This window comes from Pseudomonas sp. MF08875 (genome assembly GCF_059862525.1).
Genome location: NZ_JCBCUW010000032.1, coordinates 50,859 through 72,520, shown reverse-complemented (window position 1 = coordinate 72,520; position 21,662 = coordinate 50,859). Strand labels below are relative to the sequence as shown.

Sequence of the window (21,662 nt, the reverse complement as noted above, 5' to 3'; positions counted from 1 at the left end):
TGACCGTCGAAGCCGTCAATCGGACAGTAGCGAGGATCAATCTACGCCCGCGCAAGCGCTTGGGCTGGAAGACGCCGTACGAAGTGCATACAGGGGTGAGCGTTGCACTTATGTGTTGAATTCAGGCTGTTCGGTCAGCATCGGTACTGGGAAGGTGTTCCAGCCGAGGGTATTGGAGTAGCGAAAATCGGTTTTTAGTTTGCCGCAAATAGTTCCAATCCAGACCAAATGTAGGCGTGAGGCGATGAGTGCCATATTCCAGAGCGGGGCGTCATAGAGAGCGAAGGCTTCGCTCGTCACGGTGCTTCGAGAATCGATTAACCCGTTGGGTAAAAATGGGCGGTTCTCAGACGAGGTTCTAGGAACAGTAATCGTCCAGGTTTGGGCAATTTTCATTTCCCTCATCTGGTGTGCCCGCGCAGACATTTCATTGGCACCACTGTCTCTGCTTGCCAACCGCATCGCTCGCACGCTTTCAATACGCGGCCTAATGGTCTCGATGCGCATCGCTTCCTCTAGGTTGCAATCTTCTATCCATAAGCAATAACGTTCTAAGCCGCGAATGAACTCCGAAGATCCATAGATACGACGAATGAAGCGGTCATGCTGCTCTAACGTTAGGCCAAGTGCATCGACTTCATCTCTGGAAAGGAGAAGATGACCACCGTCGACGGGCTTGTTTCCAAAGCTCATTTCCGACTGTCCGCTTAGTGGACGAGATGATTTTTCAATCAGTACATTGGTTCCCGGCACCAAGTAAGCGTTGATGCTTTCAACCTCCTTCACATCCACTACGTCGCCCTTGCCGCTATTGGCGATAGAATAAAGATGAGCTGGCACTTTGAATTGCGACGACAGGCCCACTATCACAACTGTGACGCCCGCATTGTAGCTGGCGAGATTGGTCCACTTGAAGGACGTATACGCAAAGGAGATTTCGTGACCTGTAGCAAATATCTGCGGCCAGAGAATTGGTACTTGCTGCCCTTGGCAAATTGAATTTGTGGATACAAATGCAGCCTTTGCTTTGGTCTTACTTCCATAGTCGGCAGCCTTCATAAACCAGCCTGCCACATAGTCTAGTGACTTCCAGTTCTTGGCTCGTGAGGCAAAGATGGCCTCTAGGTCCGCTTTCTGCTCATCAGTCTGCCAAGTGGAGCCAAGATAGGGCGGGTTGCCACAGATATAGGTTTCTCCTCCTTCGTTAGCAAAGTCGATTTCCGTCTGATCTAATGGTGTATTGAACAAGTCATCGCTGACCAGTTTTACGCCCGTACCTGTAGGCGGGCACACACTCAGCCAATCCAGTTGCAAAGCGTTGTGGCAGATAATCCAATTCTGCGCATTCAGCGGCAGAAACTCAGCCAGAGCATCCTGTTGACCGCGATACAGCACGTCGCATTGAAACTCAGCGATGATCAGCGCCAGGCGGGCAATTTCTGCCGGAAAGTCGCGTAGCTCAATACCACGGAAATTGGTCAGCGGTATTTCCGACTTATTGTGAGCCTCGCTCCGGCGACGATTGATCTCAGCCTCGATCTCGCGCATCTGTTTATAAGCAATCACCAAGAAGTTGCCGGAGCCACATGCAGGGTCGAACACTCGGATGCGGGCTATACGTTTGCGCAGGTTAAGCAGTTTGGCCTTATTGTCACCAGCAGCCACCAGTTGTGCGCGCAGGTCATCCAGAAACAGCGGATTCAGCACCTTGAGGATGTTGGGCACGCTGGTGTAGTGCATGCCCAGTGCGCCACGCTCCTCATCATCGGCAACCGCTTGGATCATGCTGCCGAAAATATCTGGGTTGATTTTTTTCCAGTTCAGGTTGCCGGCGTGTAGCAAATACGTGCGAGCCATTCGCGTGAAGCGTGGCACCTCGGTGCTGCCCGAGAACAGGCCACCATTCACATAGGGAAAGCTGTTGGCCCAACCAGGAAGCCGAGACTGTGTGATGGCGCGCTCGGCGTCCTTGATGTTCATTGCGCGGAAAATTTCCGACAGCACCTGATGGGTATTGGATCCGTCGCGCTCGCTGTAACGCTCCATGGTGCGTGTGAACAGGCTGTCGCCTCTGAAGATGTCAGTGTCTTCGGCAAAGAAGCAGAACACCAGGCGCGCCATAAAGTGGTTCATGTCAGCGCGGCGCTCGGCTTTGGCCCAGTCCGGGTTCTCATTCAGCAGCTCGACGTACAGTTTGTTCAGGCGGCTGGTGGCGCGCACGTCGATGGGGTTGTCCTTTATCTCCTTGATGGTGGAGATGCCGGCCAGCGGCAGCAGGAAACCGAAGTGGTTGGGAAAGTCCGGGTAGTCACAGGTGATGGTTTCACCCGTGATCAGCTCTTCGGCCTCCAGCGTTAGCCCGTCGGTGGCAAGGATGAACTTGGCTTTGGCTTTTGTGGTGGCCGGGCTGGCGCGCAAGGCCTTGAGCGTTTCGCCCACGCTGCCAGGCTCGCATGTGGCGATATGAATATTGCTGCGCAGTAGCACGCCACCAGGTACGTCCGAGGCGTTGTTATTTCCGATGCGTAGGCGCTTGAGCGCGGTTTCCTTGTTGCCGAATGCGGCCAGGAATGTGAACGGAAACTCCGCCGCGTCAAAGGGCTCTAGGGCCAGGTCCGAAATGGCGGACTCAATTTCTACTGCATTCATGGTTTACCACTGTCCAGATCGCTGATGCGCGAAGGCTGCGATTTTAGCTTGCGTTGTGCCAAATGGCTTCAGTTAGGTGCTTGTTCGAGGCGCTGGAGGGACAAGTGCTCTTCACGAGCCTTGTCCTTCCGTTCGTCAGGAGGCTACTACTGAGCAGCCGATAGTGATTTTGGCCGCTTCAGTATTTTGAGAAGAGATTCCAGGCGTTTACTGACCTCGTGGTTGGGCGGTGATGACTCCGCCGTGGTGGAAGGGCATATTAATTGACCGAGCGATTCAGGAGTATGCGCTAGCTGCAGAGCCAAACGGCTGGCTATGGTCGGTTTTATACGTCCTAGATGCACAGCAACTGAGATGGCAGCCTTTCGACGATCTGCGACGTGTCCTTGGCTAAGTAGCCATTTGACAGGAGCTACCTGACTGCGGCTGTCAGCTACTAGGCGTTGGTAGGCGTTCAGGAACGCCATTCTCGCACCTACCGCATCCCCTGCGTTTAGCACTGGGCGGGCTGCACCCAGTGCGAGCAGAATTTCCTCTGTGAGGACAACGCTGTTGTCTTCATCCGCCGCGGTCACAGCTATTGCCCAGGCCTCGTTCGGCTCAGGCCTACCGTCCAGTTCGTAGAGCTGTTGTTGTATTGCCGCAAGAGTCAGCCTACCCGTCAATGTGCGGCGGCACGCGAGCAGAGCACTGCGAATTTCCTCGGCAGGATATTTGACGAGATCCTGAGCGAAAATTCTCGCGGTAGTCGGGCTGATCGTCTGACCAAGCGCCTCAGCGGTTGCGCAGATGGCGGATGCCAGCGCTGCTTGCTGTTCAGAGGAAAGCATTTTGATCTCCCTCTTGGAATATACGGCCGGCAATCTCAGCTGAATTGAGGTTCGCCTGGGTTGCCTCCATTTGCCTAGCTGTAGTCGAATTTATCTGCTGTCCAGTTGCCCACTGGGTTCGGTAGGATTCTGCTCGTGCCAGCAGGTCGCTCAGGCTGTGGCAGTTGTTCAGAATCCGTGCGTCATTGATCGCGATGTAGAACGCAGCGACTGGCGGGGCCTCATCTGGGCCAAGTCGGTCGATCAGGTGACTAATCTGCCCAGCCGCTTTGCCATTCCAGACAGGCCACACCCCATAGCGCCCGATATAGGCCTCAGCGTACTGACGCCAGGTGAGATAGGTTTTGCTGTTTGTGGATCTAGGTCCGGGTCTGGCCACTGTCGTATTGGTGTTCTCCTGTATTGCCGTGACGGAGAGCGCTGTAGCTGTTTGGGGGTTACCTGATGGTTCTATGGTGGTTATGAGTGAAGCTGCTGCAGGGCGCGGGTGCACAGCCTGCGTGGGGCGGGTGAGAGGATTGGCAGCTGGTTTGTCCTCAGCTGCGTAGTCGTTAGTGCAGCGTGGTGAAAATCCTGCAGGGTGCACGCTCAGCATTGAGGAGCGGCCATGTCGGAGTTTTCTGGTGACTAGCCCCGCATCTACCAACCAGGCAATCGCGTTCTGAACGGTTCGCTCAGAGAGGCCTGTACGTGTAGCTGTGTGACGTACAGATGGCCAGCAGCGCCCGTTTTTATCTGCCTGGTCGCCCAGTGAGATGAACACGAATTTGGTAGTTGCAGGAATCCCGTGGAGTTTCCAGATGGCGCGCGTTATTTCGTTGCTCATTGCTCGCACTCCGTCGAAATAGAGGCTCGGAGCTGCGCACGCGGGCGGCTCAGAATCCAGTCGGATATCTCGGTGCTGAGCCAGCCAACTGATCTGCTGCTGCCCAAATCATATGGTGCAGGGAATTTTCCTGCTGCTATGTCGCGATAGATCGTGGATCGCTTTTTCCCGACAACGAACTCTACCTCGGGCAGGCGTAGGAAGCGCGGTTCCTCTGGGCTGGGTGCAATAGTTTGTGCTGACATTTAACTGGTGCTCAGGCGGTGGCGTTGCAGCGGTCCTCAAGTACTGCAATACGCGTATGTGTTGGGAGTGGCGCTCGGATTTTCCTACTGCAAAGCAGGGGCGTTTGTCGGGCCTCGTATTACGGGCCTCCGAGATTTATTGCCGGCGACAGCTGTGCGCATGACAGCTGAAGCTGTGTCTTTGGCGTGGGGGAGAGGAAAGACCCTGCTGGTACGGAATAGGAGTCCGTACGTTTCTTAGCAGCCTTGTTGCAGGCGAGCAATCGCAACAAGGCCCTGCGAGATGCTGGCGATACCCCAATGAGGCAGCCAGAAAGTCCATCTGCTAACAGCAGATGGACTTCGGATTCTTAACGCCGTAACCGGGGCAGCGTGACGATCCCATGGCGTCCTATGAACGTTAGAGGGATGCCTGATTTTTACCAAGCGGGGATCGGCATTGCAAGCCCAAGTAGTGAGCTCAGGCCTTGATCGCATCCAGGTAATCTGACCAGCGCTGCATCATTTCGCGGCGCTCCGGCAAGAAGGTGGTTCGATCGTACGCACGTCCCAGCGGATTTTTTACCGTGTGAGCAAGCTGATGCTCCAAGAGATCTGGGCGAAATCCCAGCACCTCCGCACCTATGGTTCTCGCTGTCGCACGAAAGCCGTGCCCAGTCATTTCGTCGCCGCTGATGTCCATACGTCGTAACGCGCTGAGGACGGCATTGTTGGACATCGGTCGGTCGCCTCCTCGGGCTGATGGGAAGGCATATCGATGTCTGCCAGTGAGTGGTTTCAGTTCGCGCAGAACAGCGACTGCTTGTTGGCTGAGGGGAACCAAATGATCTGGGCGATCCTGTTTGGTGGCAGTAAGGCCCTTCATTTTGTGGCCAGGAATCAACCACTCGCCAGCGTCCAGATTAACCTCCGACCACTCCATGTGGCGCAGGTCACCGGGCCGGCAGAACAGCAACGGGGCCAGTTTGAGTGCACAACAAACAGGCAGTGTTCCGGTGTAGCTATCCAGCGCTTTGAGCAGTGCACCGAGTTTTTCAGGATCGGTCACGGCAGCAAAGTGTTTCACCCGCTTGGCTGGGAGCGTCCGTGAGAGATTCCCTATCTGGTTGGGCGGGGTGATACCGGCAGCTTCGGCGAACTCGAAAATCTGTTTGTAGATTTGAGCTACACGACGTGCCGTCTCGCGAGCACCGCGCTTGATGATGCGCTGCAGGTTTTCGACCAGCATGGGCGTACTAATGCTGCTGACCGGTAGTTTTCCCAGCCAGGGGAAGGCATTGAGCTCAAGGCGCTGCCGCACCGTGCGGGTGTACTCCGGATCCCAGGTTGACTCGCGAATAGTGAGCCATTGCTTTGCGACCGATTCAAAGGTGTGTTGGTGATCGAACTGGCTGACCACCTTGGCCATGCGTCTTTGCAGTGAAGGGTCTTGGCCGCTGGCGAGCTGGACACGAGCATCATCACGTTTTCGCCGCGCCTCCTGCAGGCTGACCTCTGGGTAAACGCCAAGAGCCAAGCGTTTTTCCTTGCCCAGAAAGCGGTATTTCAAGCGCCAGTAACGGCCTCCGTTGAGCTGCACTTCCAGGTACAAACCTTGTTCGTCATACAGGCGGTACGGCTTGTCCTGGGGCTTGGCGTTGCGGCAGTTGGTGTCTTTCAGGGGCATTGGGGGCACATCCTCTCCGAGCGAGCTGATGAGCGTTTTATGCCCCCATATATGCCCCCGTCAACCGCGGGATGCCCTGGGATTAGGTGGGAAAACGTGGGCAATAAAAAAGCCGTAAAGCTTTGATTTCTCTAGGCTTTACGGCTTTTCTGGGTCTTCCTGGGAAGAAAAATTGGTGGAGCCGGGGGGATTTGAACCCCCGTCCGCCAGTACTCCGCTGTCGGTACTACATGCTTAGCCGTGTCTATTGAGTTAACCCTCAGCCGCCCGACGGGCAGGGTGCATTGGGCGAGTTGTGTAAGTTTTAGCCGCTTCGTCCACAACGTACTGCACGGCGATTCTGTTCTATATGACAATCACTTTGGGTTTACAGACATCCCCTGATGATTGCTGGACCCGAAGGTACCAGAAGGGAAGGGCTAAGGCTGCTTACGCAGCGAGAGCGTATTCCCCGTAGGTTTCGTCATTGGCAACTATAGAAAGTTGCAACAGTGGATTTACGAGTTCTGTTACCAACTCGGCATGCACCTAAAGGTTCGCAACCGGCGTCGAATCCTAAACGGCCCCGAACCTGCTGCCCTGTGGATCTGTTAGGGCAGCAAGTAGCGGCAGTGTACGCCAACGCGGGACAGAAGGCCAACCCGAAGGTTGGCCTAGAGCGTGCCAGGCTTATTTACCGCCCTTGTTGTTGTTGGCAATTTCCTGGATCGCCTGGGTGGTGAGCGAAATGCACTCATCCTTGTTACCGGCAGCTTGAGCTGCCTTAGCCTCGCTTTCGGCTTTGTCGATGGTGTTTTTCAGGTCTTCGGGCATTTCGCCGGTACTGACCTTGGCATCGCTGATTTTCTGCAGGTTGATCGCGCACAAATCTTCGGCAGCAAACACCGGTGAGGCCAGCATCGCAGCAGTAATGAACAGTCCAGCCAGTGCGGAACGCTTCATGGGTATCTCCTTGAGCTGAGGGTCTCGGTGCTGCCAATGGGGGCGGTCAGCCGAGTTGGTATAGGCCCCTGTCAAAGGGGTCTAAGCAAGTGACTATAGACATGCTCAGGAATTCGTTTTTTTTTTCGCGTGGGTCAAAGCGCTTTAGGAGAGAGCCGCCCCGGCCCTCTCCCAACGTTTTTGGCGGTGGGTCAGGTTGCCCGCGGCTGGGTGACACGGTCCACCAGGTAGACCAAACCGTGGTAGTCGATGCCGCCGTGCAGGCTCAGGCCGATTTCGCAGGTGCGGCTGGTGGAGATGCCTTCGTCGCATTGCTGCACGGCGTCCTTGAGGCTGCGTAGGGCGTGGGCGTTGAGTTCGGGGGTGGTGAAGCCCTTGTCGCCGGCGAAGCCGCAGCAGTGGATGCCCTCGGGGATGACCACGTTGTTACTGCACCGGCGCGCCAGGTCGATCAGCGCCTGGCTTTCGCCCAGGTGCTGGGTGCTGCAGGTGACATGCACGGCGATGGGGGCGTCCTGGGGGGTGAAGTCCAGGCGTTCCATCAGGTGAGTGCGGATGAAGCGCACCGGGTCGTAGAGGTCCAGGCGTGTGTCGCCCAGGTCTTGGATCAGGCGCAGGGTGCAGGGGCTGGTGTCGCAGTAGATCGGGTCGAGGCCGCCACGGCTGGCGTGCAGTAACGCGCCGATGAGTTCCTGGCGCTTGTGCTCGGCCTGTTCGGCGTAGCCCTTGGAGGCGAAAGGTTGGCCGCAGCACAGGCTGTCCTGGTTTTCGGGGGCGACCACTTGGTAGCCGGCCTTTTCCAGCAGGCCTCGGGTCTTGTCGTACAGCGACATTTGCTCGCGGTCGCTCGCCGCCGGGCCCATCACCCGCGACACGCAGGCCGCCAGGTACACCACCCGCGGCCGCGCATCGGTGAGTGGCGGGCTGAAGCGCACCGCCCGTTCCGGTTGGGGCATGGCACCGCTCCATTGCGGCACTTTGCCTTTGGACAGCCGCGTCAGCGCCGCCGAGAACTTCGCCAGGCGCGGCGCCCCCAGCAGCATGCGCGCGCCGTTGGCGGCATGCAGGGTGAAGCGCACGCCTTGTAGGGTCGTGGCGAAGTGATTGCCCAGCCAATCGGCGGTCTTGCCGTGATCGGCATCGCGGGCGCGCAGCTTTTTCACCAGGTCGCCGGTGTTGATGCCCACCGGGCAGCGTTGCGCGCACAAACCGGTGGCGGCGCAAGTGTCGAGGCCGTGGTAGCGGTAGGCCGCTTCCAGCTCCGTGGTGTCGACGCCGGCGCGCTTTTTCGCCTGGATATCGCGCCAAATGACGATGCGTTGGCGCGGGCTGAGGGTCAGCCCTTTGGACGGGCACACTGGCTCGCAGAAGCCGCACTCGATGCACTTATCCACAAGCTCGTCGGCCGCCGGTAGCGGTTTGAGGTGCTTGAGGTGGATTTGCGGATCGTCGCTGAGCACCACGTCCGGGTTGAGGATGGCGTGGGGGTCGAGCAGGCGTTTGAGTTGCCACATCAGTTGATAGGCGTCGCTGCCCCATTCCAGCTCGACGAACGGTGCCATGTTGCGCCCGGTGCCGTGTTCGGCCTTGAGTGAGCCGCCGAATTCCACGGCCACCAGTTGCGCCACGTCGTCCATAAAGGCCTGGTAGCGGGCGACTTCCTCGGCGCTGTTAAAACCCTGGGTGAAGACGAAGTGCAGGTTGCCCTCCAGGGCATGGCCAAACAGGATCGCCTCGTCGTAGTGGTGTTTGTCGAACAGTTCGATCAGGCGATTCACGCCGATGGCCAGTTGTTCCACCGGGAAGGTCACGTCTTCGATGATGACCGTGGTGCCGGTTTTACGCACCGCGCCGACGGCGGGGAAGGTGTCTTTGCGGATGGCCCACAGGCGAGCGTTTTCCACCGGGTCTTCAGTGAAATCGACTTGCTTCTCCACGGCGAAACCGGCCAGGGAGGCCATGATCTGCGCCAGTTGCTCGTGGAGCAGGGTAGAGGACGCGGCGCGCGATTCGATCAGCAGCGCGCAGGCGTTGGCCGACAGTTGCTGCACGAACGCCGGCATGCCGGGCTTGTCCTGCACTGAGCGCAGGCTGCGGCGGTCGAGCAGCTCCACCGCCGAAACCGGTTGCTGCTTGAGCACGGTGACGGCGTTGCAGCAGGTTTCCACATCGGGGAAGACGATCAGCGCCGAGGCCTTGTTCGGGTGGTCGACTACGGTGTCGTAGGTCACCGCGCTGATAAAGCCCAGGGTGCCTTCGGAACCCACCAGCAGGTGGCTCAAGATATCCACAGGCTCGTCGAAATCCACCAGGGCATTGAGGGACAGGCCGGTGGTGTTCTTGAGGCGGTATTTGTGGCGGATCTTGGCCGCCAGTTGCGGGTTGGCGCGGGTCTCGCGGCCCAGGGTGGCCAGGCGTTCGAGCAGTTCGGCGTGGCTATGGCGGAACGCGGCGACGCTGTTGGCGTCCTCGGTGTCGAGGCGGCTGCCGTCGGCCAGCACCAGGCGAATGCCGGCCAGGGTGTGGTAGGTGTTTTGCGCGGTGCCACAGCACATGCCGCTGGCGTTGTTGGCGACGATGCCGCCGATCTTGCAAGCGTTGATCGACGCCGGGTCCGGGCCGATCTTGCGCCCGTAGGGTGCCAGCCAGGCGTTGGCCTGGGCGCCGATCACCCCTGGTTGCAGGCGGATTTGCGTGCCTTGGCCACGGATCTCGCGGCCATTCCAGTTATCCCCCAGCACGATCAGCACCGAGGCGCTGATGGCTTGGCCCGAGAGGCTGGTGCCGGCGGCGCGGAAGGTCACCGGCACCTGGTCGCGGCGCGCCAATTGCAGCAGGGCGACCACTTCGTCTTCGGACTCGACGCGCACCACCAGTTTGGGGATCAAGCGATAGAAACTGGCGTCGGTGCCGAAGGCCAGGGTGGAGAGCGGGTCGTCGAAGCGGCGCTCAGGCGGGATCAGTTGCTGCGCATCGCGCAGGAATGCGGCCGGTAGGCTCATTGGTCCTCCAGGATCAGTACCACCAGGTCTTTGGGGCCATGGGCGCCGTAGGCCAGTACTTGTTCGATGTCAGCGGTTTTCGACGGGCCGGAGACCAGCAGCGCATTGGTCGGCATGCCGGCGGCCCAGTTGAATTCGCGTTGTACCTGATAGAAGTTGTCGCGGATTTGGCTGGCCTTGAGCAGGGCGAAATGCACCGGCGGCACCAGGCTCATCAACCGCGGTTCTTCGCGGGTGGGCCACAGGATCAGGCTACCGGTGGCGGCAATCGCCCCCAGGGTGGAGGTGAGGCTGGCCGGGGTGTTGTTGAACAGTTCGGCTTTCCACGCTTCCACCGGGCGGTCGTAGGCCTTGAGGGTCGGCAGCCCCGGGTTTTGCGCCCAGTGCGCGGTCACGCGCTGGCCATGGGGCGTAGTCGGGGCGATCAGCAGGCTGGGCAACTGGCGGTTGTGCAGCAGGCGCGCCAGCAGCGTGGGCCAATCCTGCTCGGTGCTGAGGTGGATTTCGGTGTGCACCGCCTCCATCAACTTGCGCAACTGCGGGATGCGCTGCTCCGGCGCGTAGGTGTAGGGCTCGGTCACCAGGGCTTCGTCGAAGTTGTCGGCCACAGGCGTGGTGCCGGTGAGGCTGTGGCGTAACTTGGCGAGGATGTTCTGTTTGGCGCTCATCAACGGTCTCCCTGCTTGGCCAGGTGTTCGCGGGCCAGGTCGTGCAGTGAACGGGCGGCGGGTTTCGGCGCGCTGTGGTTTTGCGTCCAGGGGCCGACGTTGGCGGGCACCAGGGCACGCAGGCGCGTGGCGCCGAAGCTGAACAAGCGGTACAGGGCCGGTGAGCTGTGCAGCCGCGCCCAGGTGTTCCAGATAAAGCGTTCCTTGCGCGAATACTTGCTGCCCTGGCCGCGCATCACTTGCCCGGGGGCGTTCGGGGCCTTGACGTTTTCTTCGCGCAGGCGCCGCAGTAGCGCCGGGATCGGGATCTTCACCGGGCACACTTCGCCGCAGGCGCCGCACAGCGACGAGGCGCTGGGGTGGTCGGGGACTTTCGCCAGGCCGACCATGTGCGGGGTGATGATCTTGCCGATCGGGCCGGGGTAGACCTCGCCATAGGCGTGGCCGCCGATGCGGGTGTACACCGGGCAGTGGTTCATGCACGCGCCGCAGCGGATGCAGTTGAGGGTCTGGCGCAGTTCGCTGTCGGCAAAGGCCTGGCTGCGGCCGTTGTCCAGCAGCACCAGGTGCACCTCTTGCGGGCCGTCCAGTTCGTGGGGCTGGCGCGGGCCGGAGATCATGTTGACGTAGGTGGTGATCGGCTGGCCCAGGGCCGAGCGGGTCAACAGCGACAGCAGCGGCACTACGTCGCGCAGGTTTTCCACGACTTTTTCGATACCGGTCACGGCAATGTGCACGGGCGGCACGGTGGTGGACATGCGGCCGTTGCCTTCGTTTTCCACCAGCAGCAGGGTGCCGGTTTCGGCCACGGCGAAGTTGACGCCGGAGACGCCGATGTCCGCTTCGAAGAACTTCTGGCGCAAGACCTTGCGCCCGATCTGAATAAGTTGGTCAACGTCCTTGGTGTATTCCACGCCAAGTTTGTCGTGGAACAAGGACGCGACCTGACCGGCGTTCTTGTGGATCGCCGGCATAATGATGTGGGAAGGCTTCTCGTGGTCGAGCTGGACGATGAACTCGCCCATGTCCGATTCCAGGCATTCAATGCCCTGTTCAGCCAAGACATGGTTCATTTCCATTTCTTCGCTGACCATCGATTTGCCCTTGATCACTTGCCGCGCCTCGTGAGCGCGGATGATCGAGAGAACGAGGTCGTTGGCCTCGTCCACCGTTTCCGCCCAGTGCACTGTCACACCGTTGCGGGTCAGGTTCTGTTCCAGTTGCTCGAGCAAATCGGGCAACTTGGACAATGCCCGGGCGCGGATCGCGTTGCCCAGGGCGCGTAAGTGTTCGCGTTCGTGGGCATCGCTGAACGAGGCCGCACGCTTGTGCATCAGTGAGTCCATGGCGCTGCGAAAATTGCCGCGCAGTTGCGCATCGCCCAGGGCCTGGTGGGCCCTTGCGCGAAAATCCTCTTCCACGGCGACGGTGGGGATCAGTGTTGGCGCGCTCATTGGCCACCTCCGGTGCGTTGCCAGAGGAAACTCGCCAGGTGTTGCCCGCGCAGCGCCGCTTGCTGTTTTTCCAGCGCGCCGTTGATGTTCATCAGGCAACCGCAATCGGCGCTGAGCACCTGGTGCGCGCCGGACTCCTGCAGGGCGCGGGTCTTGTCCGCGACCATGGCGCCGCTGATGTCTGGCATCCGCACGCTGAAAGTCCCGCCAAAGCCACAGCACTCGCTTTCGTGGCTGTGTTCTACCCGTTCCACATTGCCCAGTTGCGCCAACAGCGCGCGCCCGTGCAGGTGGGTGTTCATTTCCCGGCGTGCCGAGCACGAGGTGTGCAGCGCCACTTTCACCGGCTCGCCGCTGTCCGTGAGGCGCACCTTGCAGACGAACAGCAGGAACTCCGCCAGTTCATAAGTGCGCGCTGCCAGGGCTTGCACTTGTTCAAGGGTGTCCGGCTCGTCCTTGAACAGGTCGGCATAGTGTTCGCGCAGCATCCCGGCGCAGGAACCCGACGGCACCACCACCGGGTAATCCCCGGCAAACAGCGCCAGTTGCGCCCGTGCCACTTGCCGCGCCTGCTCGGTGTAACCCGAGGTATAGGCCGGCTGCCCGCAGCAGCTTTGCCCTTGCGGGTACTCGACGCGAATGCCTTCGCGTTCAAGCAGGTGGATCGCGTCCATCCCGGCCTCGGGGTAGAACAGATCCACCACACAGGTGCCGAACAGGTAGACCCGCGCCGGTTTCTCGCTAGGGTACTGGCGTGGTTCGGCCAGGGGCGGGGCGACGCGTGTCGCGTTCGGCACGGCGTTGTAGAAAAGATCGCTCATCAGGCGTGTCTCCGGGTGGTCCCGGTTATCCGTCTGGCGCAGCCGCTGAAAGATAGAGGGTCAAGCTTTCAGCAGCCTTGCAGACCGGGTTGTGAATTGCTGACGCCGGGAGCGCTGCCCGGCGTCGTTCTTGCTTACCCTAAGCGCGGTGCGCTTAGTGCACCAGCATGCCCGTGAACCAGTACGCCTGGGCCAGGGTAATCAGGCCGACGATGGTGGCGAAGAACAGGCTGTGTTTGAGGGTGAAGCGGAACAGATCCGACTCTTTGCCCACCAGGCCGGTGGCGGCGCAGGCAACGGCGATGGACTGCGGCGAAATCATCTTGCCGGTCACGCCGCCGCTGGTGTTGGCGGCTACCAGCAAGGTGTCGCTGACGCCGATCTGATGCGCGGTGGTGGCCTGCAACGAGCTGAACAGCGCGTTGGAGGAGGTATCGGAACCGGTGAGGAACACGCCCAGCCAACCGAGGAACGGCGAGAAGAACGGGAACGCGGCGCCTGTACCGGCCAGCACCAAGGCCATGGTCGAAGACATGCCGGAGTAGTTGGTCACGAACGCGAAGGCCAGCACCATGCCGATGGACAGGATCGGCCAGCGCAGTTCGTAGAAGGTTTCTTTCAAAGTGGTAAGACCAGTTTTGAAATTGATCTTCAGCACCAGCATCGAAATCAACGCGGAGAAGAAAATCGCCGTGCCGGTCGCGGAAATCGGGTCGAGCTTGAACACCGCTGGGAGGGCGGTCGGCGCGGCCACGATGGGCGCAACCTTGACCACCATCTGGTCCAGGTGCGGGATGGCGAAGTTGAACACCCAGCTGTACATCGAACCGCCGGCGGCAAACATGGCCTTGAAGGGTTTCAGGGTCCAGATCGTAACGAGCACGGTGAGGATCAGGAACGGCGACCATGCCTTGAAGATTTCTCCCAGGCTGTAGGGCGATGCCACGGTGCTGCGCTTCTGGCCGAAACCACCGGCGCTGGCGGTGACGGCGACACTGGAGGTGGCGCCAGCGATCTGCGCGCCTGCGGTGCGCTTGGGCTGCCAGACTTTCAGGAATAGTGTCAGGGAGATCAGGCTGGCCAGGGCCGAAGTGATGTCCGGCAGTTCCGGGCCAATGAAGTTGGACGTGAAGTACTGGGTGATGGCGAAGCTCAAGCCAGCCACCAGGGCGGCAGGCCAGGTCTCTTTGACGCCGCGCAGGCCGTCCATCATGAACACCAGCCAGAACGGCACGAACAGCGACAGCAGCGGGAGCTGGCGGCCGGTCATGGCGCCGATCTTGAACGCGTCGATGCCCGTTACCTGGCCGGCGACGATGATCGGAATCCCCAGGGCGCCGAAGGCCACGGGGGCGGTGTTGGCGATCAGGCACAGGCCCGCCGCGTACAACGGGTTGAAGCCCAGGCCCACCAGCAATGCCGCGGTGATGGCCACCGGCGCACCGAAACCGGCCGCGCCTTCGAGGAACGCGCCGAAGCAGAAGCCGATCAACAGCACTTGCAGGCGTTGGTCATCGGTGATCGACAGCACGGAGCTGCGGATCACTTCAAACTGGCCGCTTTTGACCGTGAGTTTGTAGAGGAACACCGCCGCGACGATGATCCACGCGATGGGCCACAAGCCATAGGCAAAACCATAACCGGCGGCGGCGAACGCCATGTCGACCGGCATCTGGAACGCGAAGATCGCCACCAGGATCGACAGCGCCAAGGTGATGCTGCCGGCGACGTGTCCTTTGAGGCGGAACACGGCCAGGGCCAGGAAGAAGAAAACGATGGGAATCACGGCCGCGAGGGCGGACAGCCCGAGGCTGCCAAGCGGACTGTACAGCTGTTGCCAGGTTTGCATATGGGGTGGCCCCTAATTGTTGTTGGTCAGGCACTGATTAGCGGCATTGGATAATTGGTCATACCAATTTACAATGGCTAGGCGCTAGGTTAAAAGCCTTATGCTGGGCGTGTCAATTTGTCGCCCTAAAACTTTTGTCCAATGCCGGCCCGCACGGGCGTCTGCACGGGTAAATCAAAGGGTGTCTGCCAGGTGTCGGCGCCGCGCCAATAGGCCAGAATAGACACCCCGGCGAGTGGCCGGGATCGTGGAGAAGTGAGTTATGGGGTTTGATCAGATTCGTCAGCGCCGTTTGTCTGACGATATTGTCGAGCAGCTTGAGGAGATGATTCTGGAGGGCACGCTCAAGTCCGGCGAGCGATTGCCGGCCGAGCGCGCATTGGCCGAGCAATTTGGCGTGTCGCGCCCGTCGTTGCGTGAGGCAATCCAGAAGTTGTCGGCCAAGGGCTTGCTGGTCAGTCGCCAGGGTGGTGGCAATTATGTGGTTGATTCCCTGGGCTCGACGTTCAGTGACCCGTTACTGCATTTGTTGGAGAGCAACCCCGAAGCTCAGCGCGATCTTCTGGAATTTCGCCACACTTTGGAGGCTTCTTGCGCCTATTACGCAGCATTGCGTGCCACCCAAGTTGACCGCGAGCGCCTGACGGCCGCGTTTGAAGAGCTACAGAATTGCTACGCCCGGTGCGACGATGTCAGCCGTCTGGAGGAGGGGGCGGCGGATGCAAAATTCCATCTGGCGATTGCCGAGGCCAGCCATAACGCGGTGTTGCTGCACACCATCCGCGGGCTGTTCGACCTGCTCAAGCGCAACGTAGTGACCAACATCGGCGGCATGTACAAGCAGCGTACAGAAACCCGCGACATGCTGATTAGCCAGCACCGGGAGCTGTACCTGGCGATTATTGAAGGGCGAGCCGAAGACGCGCGCGAGGTGTCGAGCCGCCACATCCTGTATGTGCAGGAAGTGTTGGAAGAGGTGCGTCAGGAAGTACAGCGCATGGCTCGGGCCGAGCGGCGCAAGGGAATGGAGTGACGGCTACCGCGGGTTGCCCGCGATAGCCGGCTCAGGCCAGGAGAATCAGTCTTCCTTGCCTTTGTTGCGCACCGCGCGCTGCAATTCGCGATTGGAATCGCGTTCGCGCTCGGTATCACGCTTGTCGTATTCCTTCTTGCCTTTGCCCAGGGCTATTTCGCACTTGACCAGGTGCTTGCTCCAGTACCACGACAGGCACACGCAGGCGTAGCCTTTCTGCTGCACGGCGGCGGCCAGCTTCTCCAGCTCGCGCGCGTTGAGCAGCAGCTTGCGCGTGCGTACCGGGTCGGCAATGACATGGGTGCTGGCGGTGGTCAGCGGCGTGATGTGGCTGCCCAGCAGCCAGGCTTCGCCATCCTTGAGCAGCACATAGCTGTCGACCAGTTGGAGCTTGCTCGCCCGCAGACTTTTTACTTCCCAGCCGGCCAGGACCAGACCAGCCTCGAACCGTTGTTCGATGAAGTAATCGTGACGCGCCTTTTTATTCTGCGCGATGGTCCCTGTTGGGTGTTTCTTCTGTTTAGCCATAGGGGCGGCATTATAGGCAGTTGCGCGCGAGTCGGCTACGGTGAAGCTGCGTGCTTGAGCACCTTGTGTGAATCCCGGACAATGCGGCCACTTTTTTTGACGCTGGACGTGTTGGATGTCGACAGACAAGGTTTCTGTCCATGGCGGTTGGGCCAGCCGCTGGGTGTTTATCTTCGCGGCAACGGGCGCGGCGGTAGGCCTGGGCAGTATCTGGAAATTCCCCTACATGGTCGGGGTGTACGGAGGCGGTGCCTTTGTCTTGGCCTTTCTGGCCTGTATCGCGTTGATCGGGGTTCCGGTGATGTTGGCCGAAACCCTTATCGGGCGCAGTGCGCGGCAGAGTCCGGCCAATGCCTTGAAGGTCTTGGCCCTTGAGGCGGGGCACAGTGCCCGTTGGTCCTGGGGCGCATTTGCCGGGATGATAACGGCGCTGCTGATTCTGTCCTTCTATAGCGTGGTGGGCGGTTGGTCCCTGGATTACATCATCGATATGGGCCGCGGTGATTTTCAGGGCGCGACCCCAGAGCAGGTGGGGGCGCATTTCGCCGAGGTCATCGCCGATCCGTGGCGCCTGACGCTGTGGCACACGTTGTTTATGCTGCTCTCGGCCGTGGTCATCGCCAAGGGCGTGGTCGCGGGCCTGGAGCGCAGCCTGCGGATCATGATGCCGTTGCTGTTCGTGATGCTGGTGATTCTACTGGTGTACAGCTTGACCACCGGGCATTTCATGGACGGTGTGCATTTCATGTTCGACTTTCGCCCGGAAAAACTCCTCGATGGTTTGCTGCCCGCCATGGGCCATGCGTTCTTTTCCCTGAGCGTGGGCGTTGGCTCGATCATGATTTACGGCGCCTATATGCCGAAACAATCTTCAATCTCGGCGACCATCGTTGGTGTTGCCTTGCTGGACACCTTTGTGTCGCTGCTGGCCGGGTTGGCGCTGTTCCCGATCGTGTTCGCCGCGGGCTTGAACCCCAGCGAAGGGCCGGGGCTGATGTTTGTCAGCCTGCCGTTCGCCTTCGGCAATGTCCTGTTCGGCCAATTAATGGGGCTGGTGTTTTTCGTTCTCGTGGCGGTAGCGGCCTGGAGTTCGGCCATTTCCCTGCTCGAACCCATGGTGGCGTACCTGGTGGAGCGCAGCGGGGTTCGCCGTGGCTGGGTCACGTTCTGGCTGTCATTCAGTTGCTGGTTCGTCGGTTTGGGGACGGTGTTTTCTTTCAATATCTGGAAGCAGGCCAAGTTTTTCGTGAACGATGGCGCCGGCTTTCATCTCTACCAATGGGGTGCGGCAAATGGTCTGGACTTCTTTGGGGTGATCGATTTCTTTACATCGCGCATCATGTTGCCCCTTGGCGGACTCTGTTTCGTGATGTTTGCCGGGTGGGTGATGGGGCGCGAGGCCGTGCGTGATGAATTGTCGATGCGCAGCCCGGCCCTGTTTGCTCTGACCTTGTTTTTGATGCGCTATGTGGCGCCCATCGGCATCCTCGTAGTATTTGCCGCCCAGCTGTGGAAGTGACGCTGACATGACGACCCATATCCAACGTTCGGCCCTGTTGCCCTATCCGGCACAAGCCCTCTATGACCTGGTCAATGATGTGGCGCGTTACCCGGAGTTTTTACCCTGGTGCTCGTCTGCCCAGGTGCTTGAAGCCAGTGACGAGCATATGCGCGCCAGTGTCGGCGTGGCTAAGGGCGGGCTCAGCCAGCACTTCGTCACCAAGAACACCCTGGTGCCGGGGCATTCGATTGAAATGAACCTGGAAGAAGGGCCGTTCAACCAGCTCCACGGCATCTGGGTGTTCAAGCCGCTGGGGGAGAAAGCCTGCAAGATCAGCCTGGACCTGTCTTTTGATTACGCCGGACCCATCGTGCGTGCCACGCTGGGGCCTTTGTTCAATCAGGCGGCTAACACCCTGGTGGACGCGTTTTGCCAGCGCGCCAAGCAGATGCATGGTTGAGCCATTGATCGAGTACGAGGTGGTCTATGCCGAGCCCGAGCGTCAGGTTTTGCTCAAGGCTCGCGTTGCGCATGGCACGAGTGTGCGGGCAGCGTTGCGTGAGTCGGGTGTTGCGGCGCAGTTTCCGAAGTTGGATCTGGAGCATTGCCAAGTCGGGATCTTTGGCAAAGTGGTGGCAGACCCGCAGGCCCGCTTGATCGAGGAGGGCGATCGGATCGAAATTTATCGCCCGCTTCTGGCCGATCCTAAAGAGGTGCGACGCTTGAGGGCGGCCAAAGCTGCGCAGGCCAAGGCGATGGGGCTCTAGCTTTTTGGTGTGCAACAAAAAACCCGGCATGCCGGGTTTTTTGTTATCTGGCCGATTATTGCGGCGAGGTATCCAGTGGCTCTGGCGTCGGGACTGGAACAGTTTCTACACCGTCGACATCCTTCTGGATCTTGTCCAGCAGAGAACCCGGCTTGACCGGTTTTTCTGGTTTTGCCTTCTCGGCGTTCTGCGCCGGATCGGTCACGGTCGTGGCGCTGTCTTTGCCCAGGATCGCTTCGTCACGGCTCACGCCCGGCATGAAGTCACCGGAAAGGCTCACGAGTTGATCGTTGGCGTTGAAGATAACGCTGACGCGCTCCTGTTGGCGCTCACCGCCTCCGGGCTGCAGGCTATACAAGTAATCCCAGCGATCGGCATGGAATGTGTCTGTCAGCAGAGGGTTGCCCATAATAAACCGTACTTGCCGGCGGGTCATTCCCGGGCGTAACTGGTCTATCATGTCCTGCGTGACGACATTGCCCTGCTGGATGTCGATTTTGTAAACCCCGGGGAATGAACAACCGGCGAGTGCGAGCAGTCCCACAAAGGTGAAACTGGTTAGCAAGAGCTTGGTGTTTTGCATCGGTGGGCGACTTCCACTATCTTGGCTGGGACAACGTAAACGCCGATCATACCCGTATTAAGAGAAGCTGCGAAGCAGCATCGCGAGAAAGCTGACCATGGTTGAAAATAGCGAACTACGTAAAGCCGGCCTTAAAGTGACCCTGCCACGGGTCAAAATTCTACAAATGCTCGATTCCGCCGAGCAGCGTCACATGAGTGCCGAAGATGTTTACAAGGCGCTGATGGAAGCTGGAGAGGATGTCGGTCTGGCCACGGTTTACCGTGTACTGACCCAATTCGAAGCGGCAGGCCTGGTGGTCCGTCATAACTTCGATGGCGGCCACGCGGTATTTGAACTCGATGACGGCAAGCATCACGACCATATGGTCAACGTCGAGACCAGTGAAGTCATCGAATTCTTCGACGAAGAAATCGAGAGGCTGCAAAAAGCCATCGTCGATAAGTACGGTTTCGAGATGGTTGACCACAATCTGGTGCTGTACGTACGCAAGAAAAAGTAAGCATGTCGCGCGGTGTTGTCCGCGAAACGAGCGAAGGCGACCCAAGGGTCGCCTTCGTGCTTTGTGGCGTACTCAGTTTTTTGCAGTGACTACCATTTTCTTGGCGTGAGCCAGGGATTCCTTGGTCAGGTCGATGCCGCCGAGCATCCGCGCAACTTCTTCTACGCGTTCATTTTTGCTTAGTTTGGATACGGCGGTGTGGGTCGCATCGTCGCCGCGCACCTTGTGGACAAATAGGTGCTGATGGCCCTGGGAGGCCACTTGTGGCAGGTGCGTCACTGTCAGCACCTGGCCGCGTTCACCCAGGCGCCGCAGCAATTGCCCGACGATTTCCGCCGTGGGGCCGCCGATACCCACGTCGACTTCATCGAACACGAGTGTCGGCACACGGGAGGTTTGGGCGGTAATCACCTGAATGGCCAGGCTGATCCGTGACAACTCTCCACCCGAGGCCACTTTAGCCAGGGCCTTGAGAGGCTGCCCGGGGTTGGCGCTGACCAGTAGTTCGACTTGCTCCAAGCCATGGGGCAACAGCTCGGTGCCGGTATTGGGTCGCAGTTCAATGGTGAAGCGCCCACCGGGCATGCCCAGACGCTGGATTTCTGCTTCTACTGCGCACGCCAGGCCAGAGGCTGCACCTTGGCGTAGATCGCTCAGGTCGCGGGCTTTTTCTTGGTAGTGGCGGGCATACGACGTCAGTTCTTCGCGCAACCGTTCGATAGATTCATCGTTGGCGTTCAGGGTTTCGATTTCATCCAGAAATTTTTGCTGCATTTGCGCCACGTCTGCGGGCTGGATGCGGTGTTTGCGCGCCAGGGTGTAGATCGCGTCCAAGCGCTCCTCAAGGTACTGGAGGCGTGCCGGGTCGGCATCGAAATGATCGAGGAAACGATTGAGTTCGCCAACAGCCTCTTCCACCTGGATTTGTGCGCTGGTCAGCAGGCTGGTGGCCTCGCCCAGAGCGCCGCTGCTGTTGTTTACGCTGGAGAGACGGTTGAGGCTGGCGGTGAGTGCGTTGAGCACATTGCCGGAATCGCTTTCGCTGCATTGTTCCACGACCTGCCGGCAGATCCCCAGCACCGTCTCGGCGTTGGTCAGGTTTTTGTGTTCCTGCTCCAATTGCTCCAGTTCGTTCTCGCCAAGGCCCAGATTTTCCAGCTCTTCGAGTTGGTAGCTGAGCAGTTGATGGCGTGCACGCTGTTCGTCGCCGGAGTTGGAAAGGTGTTCCAGCTCTTGGCGGGTCTGGCGCCAGCGCTGGGCGGCAAGGTGTACCTGACGGGCCAGGTCGGTGGCGCTCGCGTATTCGTCGAGCAAGCGACGGTGGGTGTCGGTTTTCAGCAGGGATTGATGTTCATGCTGGCTATGAATGTCGATCAGCAGTTCGCCGAGGGCCTTGAGGTCGCCCAAAGGGCAGGGCGTGCCGTTGATGTAGCCGCGTGAGCGGCCTTCGGCGGTAATGACCCGGCGCAGGATGCAGGGGCCGTCGCAGTCCAGGTCGCGCTCGGCCAGCCAGGCGCTGGCTTCCGGGATGTCGCTCAGGTCGAAGGTTGCGAGGATGTCGGCTTTGTCCGCGCCTGGACGAACCACACCGCTATCGGCGCGGTCGCCCAGAGTCAGGCCCAGGGCATCGAGCATGATCGATTTCCCGGCACCGGTTTCGCCTGTGATTACGCTCATCCCACGATCGAGTTCTAGATCGAGATGTTCAACGATGGCGTAGTTATGGACAGACAGGTGGACCAGCATAGGGAGGCTCCCGGGTGTTTTGTCTGGTTATTTATACAGTGTTTTATTCG

Annotated in this window: 18 protein-coding genes, 1 other RNA gene and 2 pseudogenes; 6 read left to right on the top strand and 15 right to left on the bottom strand. The window is 59.6% G+C overall.

Annotation, left to right across the window (positions count from 1 at the left end):
- Positions 1-119: pseudogene (locus AC19YT_RS18745) on the top strand (IS30 family transposase); the annotation flags it as partial.
- Positions 120-126: 7 nt separating this feature from the next.
- Here AC19YT_RS18745 and AC19YT_RS18740 read toward each other — a convergent pair.
- The 12 genes and pseudogenes from AC19YT_RS18740 to AC19YT_RS18685 form a co-directional block, all read right to left on the bottom strand.
- Positions 127-2,649 (bottom strand): annotated as a pseudogene (locus tag AC19YT_RS18740) (class I SAM-dependent DNA methyltransferase); the annotation flags it as partial.
- Positions 2,650-2,795: 146 nt separating this feature from the next.
- Positions 2,796-3,479 carry a hypothetical protein gene (locus AC19YT_RS18735; protein ID WP_052392149.1) on the bottom strand — a complete coding sequence of 228 codons (684 nt, stop codon included), beginning with the start codon at positions 3,477-3,479 and terminating at the stop codon, positions 2,796-2,798.
- Positions 3,466-4,305, bottom strand: coding sequence for a helix-turn-helix domain-containing protein (locus tag AC19YT_RS18730; protein WP_034026584.1), 840 nt, complete (start codon positions 4,303-4,305; stop codon positions 3,466-3,468). The genes AC19YT_RS18735 and AC19YT_RS18730 overlap by 14 nt, the downstream gene beginning before the upstream one ends.
- Entirely contained in the window at positions 4,302-4,550 is a 249-nt protein-coding gene (locus AC19YT_RS18725; protein ID WP_034026586.1) for a helix-turn-helix transcriptional regulator, read from the bottom strand. Before AC19YT_RS18725 ends, AC19YT_RS18730 begins: the two co-directional genes overlap by 4 nt.
- Positions 4,551-5,010: 460 nt before the next feature.
- Positions 5,011-6,216 carry a tyrosine-type recombinase/integrase gene (locus tag AC19YT_RS18720; protein ID WP_034026588.1) on the bottom strand — a complete coding sequence of 402 codons (1,206 nt, stop codon included), beginning with the start codon at positions 6,214-6,216 and terminating at the stop codon, positions 5,011-5,013.
- A 173-nt stretch (positions 6,217-6,389) separates the two neighbouring features.
- Positions 6,390-6,783: a transfer-messenger RNA gene (gene ssrA / locus AC19YT_RS18715) on the bottom strand.
- A 102-nt stretch (positions 6,784-6,885) separates the two neighbouring features.
- Positions 6,886-7,158 (bottom strand): PA2433 domain-containing protein, encoded by a 273-nt coding sequence (locus tag AC19YT_RS18710; protein WP_095105846.1) that lies wholly within the window; start codon positions 7,156-7,158, stop codon positions 6,886-6,888.
- Positions 7,159-7,349: 191 nt separating this feature from the next.
- Complete coding sequence (locus AC19YT_RS18705; protein WP_500610788.1) at positions 7,350-10,160, bottom strand: FAD-binding and (Fe-S)-binding domain-containing protein; 2,811 nt, start codon at positions 10,158-10,160, stop codon at positions 7,350-7,352.
- Positions 10,157-10,828 (bottom strand): LutC/YkgG family protein, encoded by a 672-nt coding sequence (locus tag AC19YT_RS18700; RefSeq protein ID WP_095105849.1) that lies wholly within the window; start codon positions 10,826-10,828, stop codon positions 10,157-10,159. Before AC19YT_RS18700 ends, AC19YT_RS18705 begins: the two co-directional genes overlap by 4 nt.
- On the bottom strand, positions 10,828-12,282 hold the full coding sequence (locus tag AC19YT_RS18695; protein ID WP_500610787.1) for a LutB/LldF family L-lactate oxidation iron-sulfur protein: 1,455 nt from the start codon (positions 12,280-12,282) through the stop codon (positions 10,828-10,830). Before AC19YT_RS18695 ends, AC19YT_RS18700 begins: the two co-directional genes overlap by 1 nt.
- On the bottom strand, positions 12,279-13,103 hold the full coding sequence (locus tag AC19YT_RS18690) for a (Fe-S)-binding protein (protein ID WP_500598593.1): 825 nt from the start codon (positions 13,101-13,103) through the stop codon (positions 12,279-12,281). Before AC19YT_RS18690 ends, AC19YT_RS18695 begins: the two co-directional genes overlap by 4 nt.
- A gap of 154 nt (positions 13,104-13,257) precedes the next feature.
- Positions 13,258-14,952: a lactate permease LctP family transporter gene (locus tag AC19YT_RS18685; protein WP_095105854.1), complete on the bottom strand. Its 1,695-nt coding sequence runs from the start codon at positions 14,950-14,952 to the stop codon at positions 13,258-13,260.
- 262 nt (positions 14,953-15,214) lie between these two features.
- On the opposite strand from AC19YT_RS18685, the gene AC19YT_RS18680 reads away from it, so the two are divergent.
- Complete coding sequence (locus AC19YT_RS18680; RefSeq protein WP_500610786.1) at positions 15,215-15,985, top strand: GntR family transcriptional regulator; 771 nt, start codon at positions 15,215-15,217, stop codon at positions 15,983-15,985.
- Between the two features lie 45 nt (positions 15,986-16,030).
- On the opposite strand, the gene smpB is transcribed toward AC19YT_RS18680, so the two are convergent.
- On the bottom strand, positions 16,031-16,513 hold the full coding sequence (smpB, locus tag AC19YT_RS18675) for an SsrA-binding protein SmpB (protein WP_095105858.1): 483 nt from the start codon (positions 16,511-16,513) through the stop codon (positions 16,031-16,033).
- Between the two features lie 115 nt (positions 16,514-16,628).
- On the opposite strand from smpB, the gene AC19YT_RS18670 reads away from it, so the two are divergent.
- From AC19YT_RS18670 to AC19YT_RS18660, 3 genes are read left to right on the top strand one after another with little or no spacing between them, the layout of a single operon-like run.
- On the top strand, positions 16,629-18,032 hold the full coding sequence (locus AC19YT_RS18670; RefSeq protein WP_500610785.1) for a sodium-dependent transporter: 1,404 nt from the start codon (positions 16,629-16,631) through the stop codon (positions 18,030-18,032).
- Between the two features lie 7 nt (positions 18,033-18,039).
- On the top strand, positions 18,040-18,474 hold the full coding sequence (locus AC19YT_RS18665; RefSeq protein ID WP_500598589.1) for a type II toxin-antitoxin system RatA family toxin: 435 nt from the start codon (positions 18,040-18,042) through the stop codon (positions 18,472-18,474).
- Positions 18,467-18,781, top strand: coding sequence for an RnfH family protein (locus tag AC19YT_RS18660; protein ID WP_095105864.1), 315 nt, complete (start codon positions 18,467-18,469; stop codon positions 18,779-18,781). Before AC19YT_RS18665 ends, AC19YT_RS18660 begins: the two co-directional genes overlap by 8 nt.
- Before the next feature lie 55 nt (positions 18,782-18,836).
- Here the strand turns inward: AC19YT_RS18660 and AC19YT_RS18655 are convergent, their stop codons facing one another.
- Positions 18,837-19,364: an outer membrane protein assembly factor BamE gene (locus AC19YT_RS18655; RefSeq protein WP_095105866.1), complete on the bottom strand. Its 528-nt coding sequence runs from the start codon at positions 19,362-19,364 to the stop codon at positions 18,837-18,839.
- Between the two features lie 97 nt (positions 19,365-19,461).
- Between AC19YT_RS18655 and fur the strand changes: the two genes are divergently transcribed.
- On the top strand, positions 19,462-19,866 hold the full coding sequence (fur, locus tag AC19YT_RS18650; protein ID WP_003197684.1) for a ferric iron uptake transcriptional regulator: 405 nt from the start codon (positions 19,462-19,464) through the stop codon (positions 19,864-19,866).
- A gap of 72 nt (positions 19,867-19,938) precedes the next feature.
- On the opposite strand, the gene recN is transcribed toward fur, so the two are convergent.
- Positions 19,939-21,612, bottom strand: a complete 1,674-nt coding sequence (recN, locus tag AC19YT_RS18645; RefSeq protein WP_500610784.1) for a DNA repair protein RecN — start codon at positions 21,610-21,612, stop codon at positions 19,939-19,941.
- Positions 21,613-21,662: the final 50 nt, after the last annotated feature.

Bases quoted from the DNA above. Each gene is read 5' to 3' on its own strand.
- AC19YT_RS18735 (WP_052392149.1), bottom strand. From the start codon at position 3,479: ATGCTTTCCTCTGAACAGCAAGCAGCGCTGGCATCCGCCATCTGCGCA.
- AC19YT_RS18730 (WP_034026584.1), bottom strand. From the start codon at position 4,305: ATGAGCAACGAAATAACGCGCGCCATCTGGAAACTCCACGGGATTCCT.
- AC19YT_RS18725 (WP_034026586.1), bottom strand. From the start codon at position 4,550: ATGTCAGCACAAACTATTGCACCCAGCCCAGAGGAACCGCGCTTCCTA.
- AC19YT_RS18720 (WP_034026588.1), bottom strand. From the start codon at position 6,216: ATGCCCCTGAAAGACACCAACTGCCGCAACGCCAAGCCCCAGGACAAG.
- AC19YT_RS18710 (WP_095105846.1), bottom strand. From the start codon at position 7,158: ATGAAGCGTTCCGCACTGGCTGGACTGTTCATTACTGCTGCGATGCTG.
- AC19YT_RS18705 (WP_500610788.1), bottom strand. From the start codon at position 10,160: ATGAGCCTACCGGCCGCATTCCTGCGCGATGCGCAGCAACTGATCCCG.
- AC19YT_RS18700 (WP_095105849.1), bottom strand. From the start codon at position 10,828: ATGAGCGCCAAACAGAACATCCTCGCCAAGTTACGCCACAGCCTCACC.
- AC19YT_RS18695 (WP_500610787.1), bottom strand. From the start codon at position 12,282: ATGAGCGCGCCAACACTGATCCCCACCGTCGCCGTGGAAGAGGATTTT.
- AC19YT_RS18690 (WP_500598593.1), bottom strand. From the start codon at position 13,103: ATGAGCGATCTTTTCTACAACGCCGTGCCGAACGCGACACGCGTCGCC.
- AC19YT_RS18685 (WP_095105854.1), bottom strand. From the start codon at position 14,952: ATGCAAACCTGGCAACAGCTGTACAGTCCGCTTGGCAGCCTCGGGCTG.
- AC19YT_RS18680 (WP_500610786.1), top strand. From the start codon at position 15,215: ATGGGGTTTGATCAGATTCGTCAGCGCCGTTTGTCTGACGATATTGTC.
- smpB (WP_095105858.1), bottom strand. From the start codon at position 16,513: ATGGCTAAACAGAAGAAACACCCAACAGGGACCATCGCGCAGAATAAA.
- AC19YT_RS18670 (WP_500610785.1), top strand. From the start codon at position 16,629: ATGTCGACAGACAAGGTTTCTGTCCATGGCGGTTGGGCCAGCCGCTGG.
- AC19YT_RS18665 (WP_500598589.1), top strand. From the start codon at position 18,040: ATGACGACCCATATCCAACGTTCGGCCCTGTTGCCCTATCCGGCACAA.
- AC19YT_RS18660 (WP_095105864.1), top strand. From the start codon at position 18,467: ATGGTTGAGCCATTGATCGAGTACGAGGTGGTCTATGCCGAGCCCGAG.
- AC19YT_RS18655 (WP_095105866.1), bottom strand. From the start codon at position 19,364: ATGCAAAACACCAAGCTCTTGCTAACCAGTTTCACCTTTGTGGGACTG.
- fur (WP_003197684.1), top strand. From the start codon at position 19,462: ATGGTTGAAAATAGCGAACTACGTAAAGCCGGCCTTAAAGTGACCCTG.
- recN (WP_500610784.1), bottom strand. From the start codon at position 21,612: ATGCTGGTCCACCTGTCTGTCCATAACTACGCCATCGTTGAACATCTC.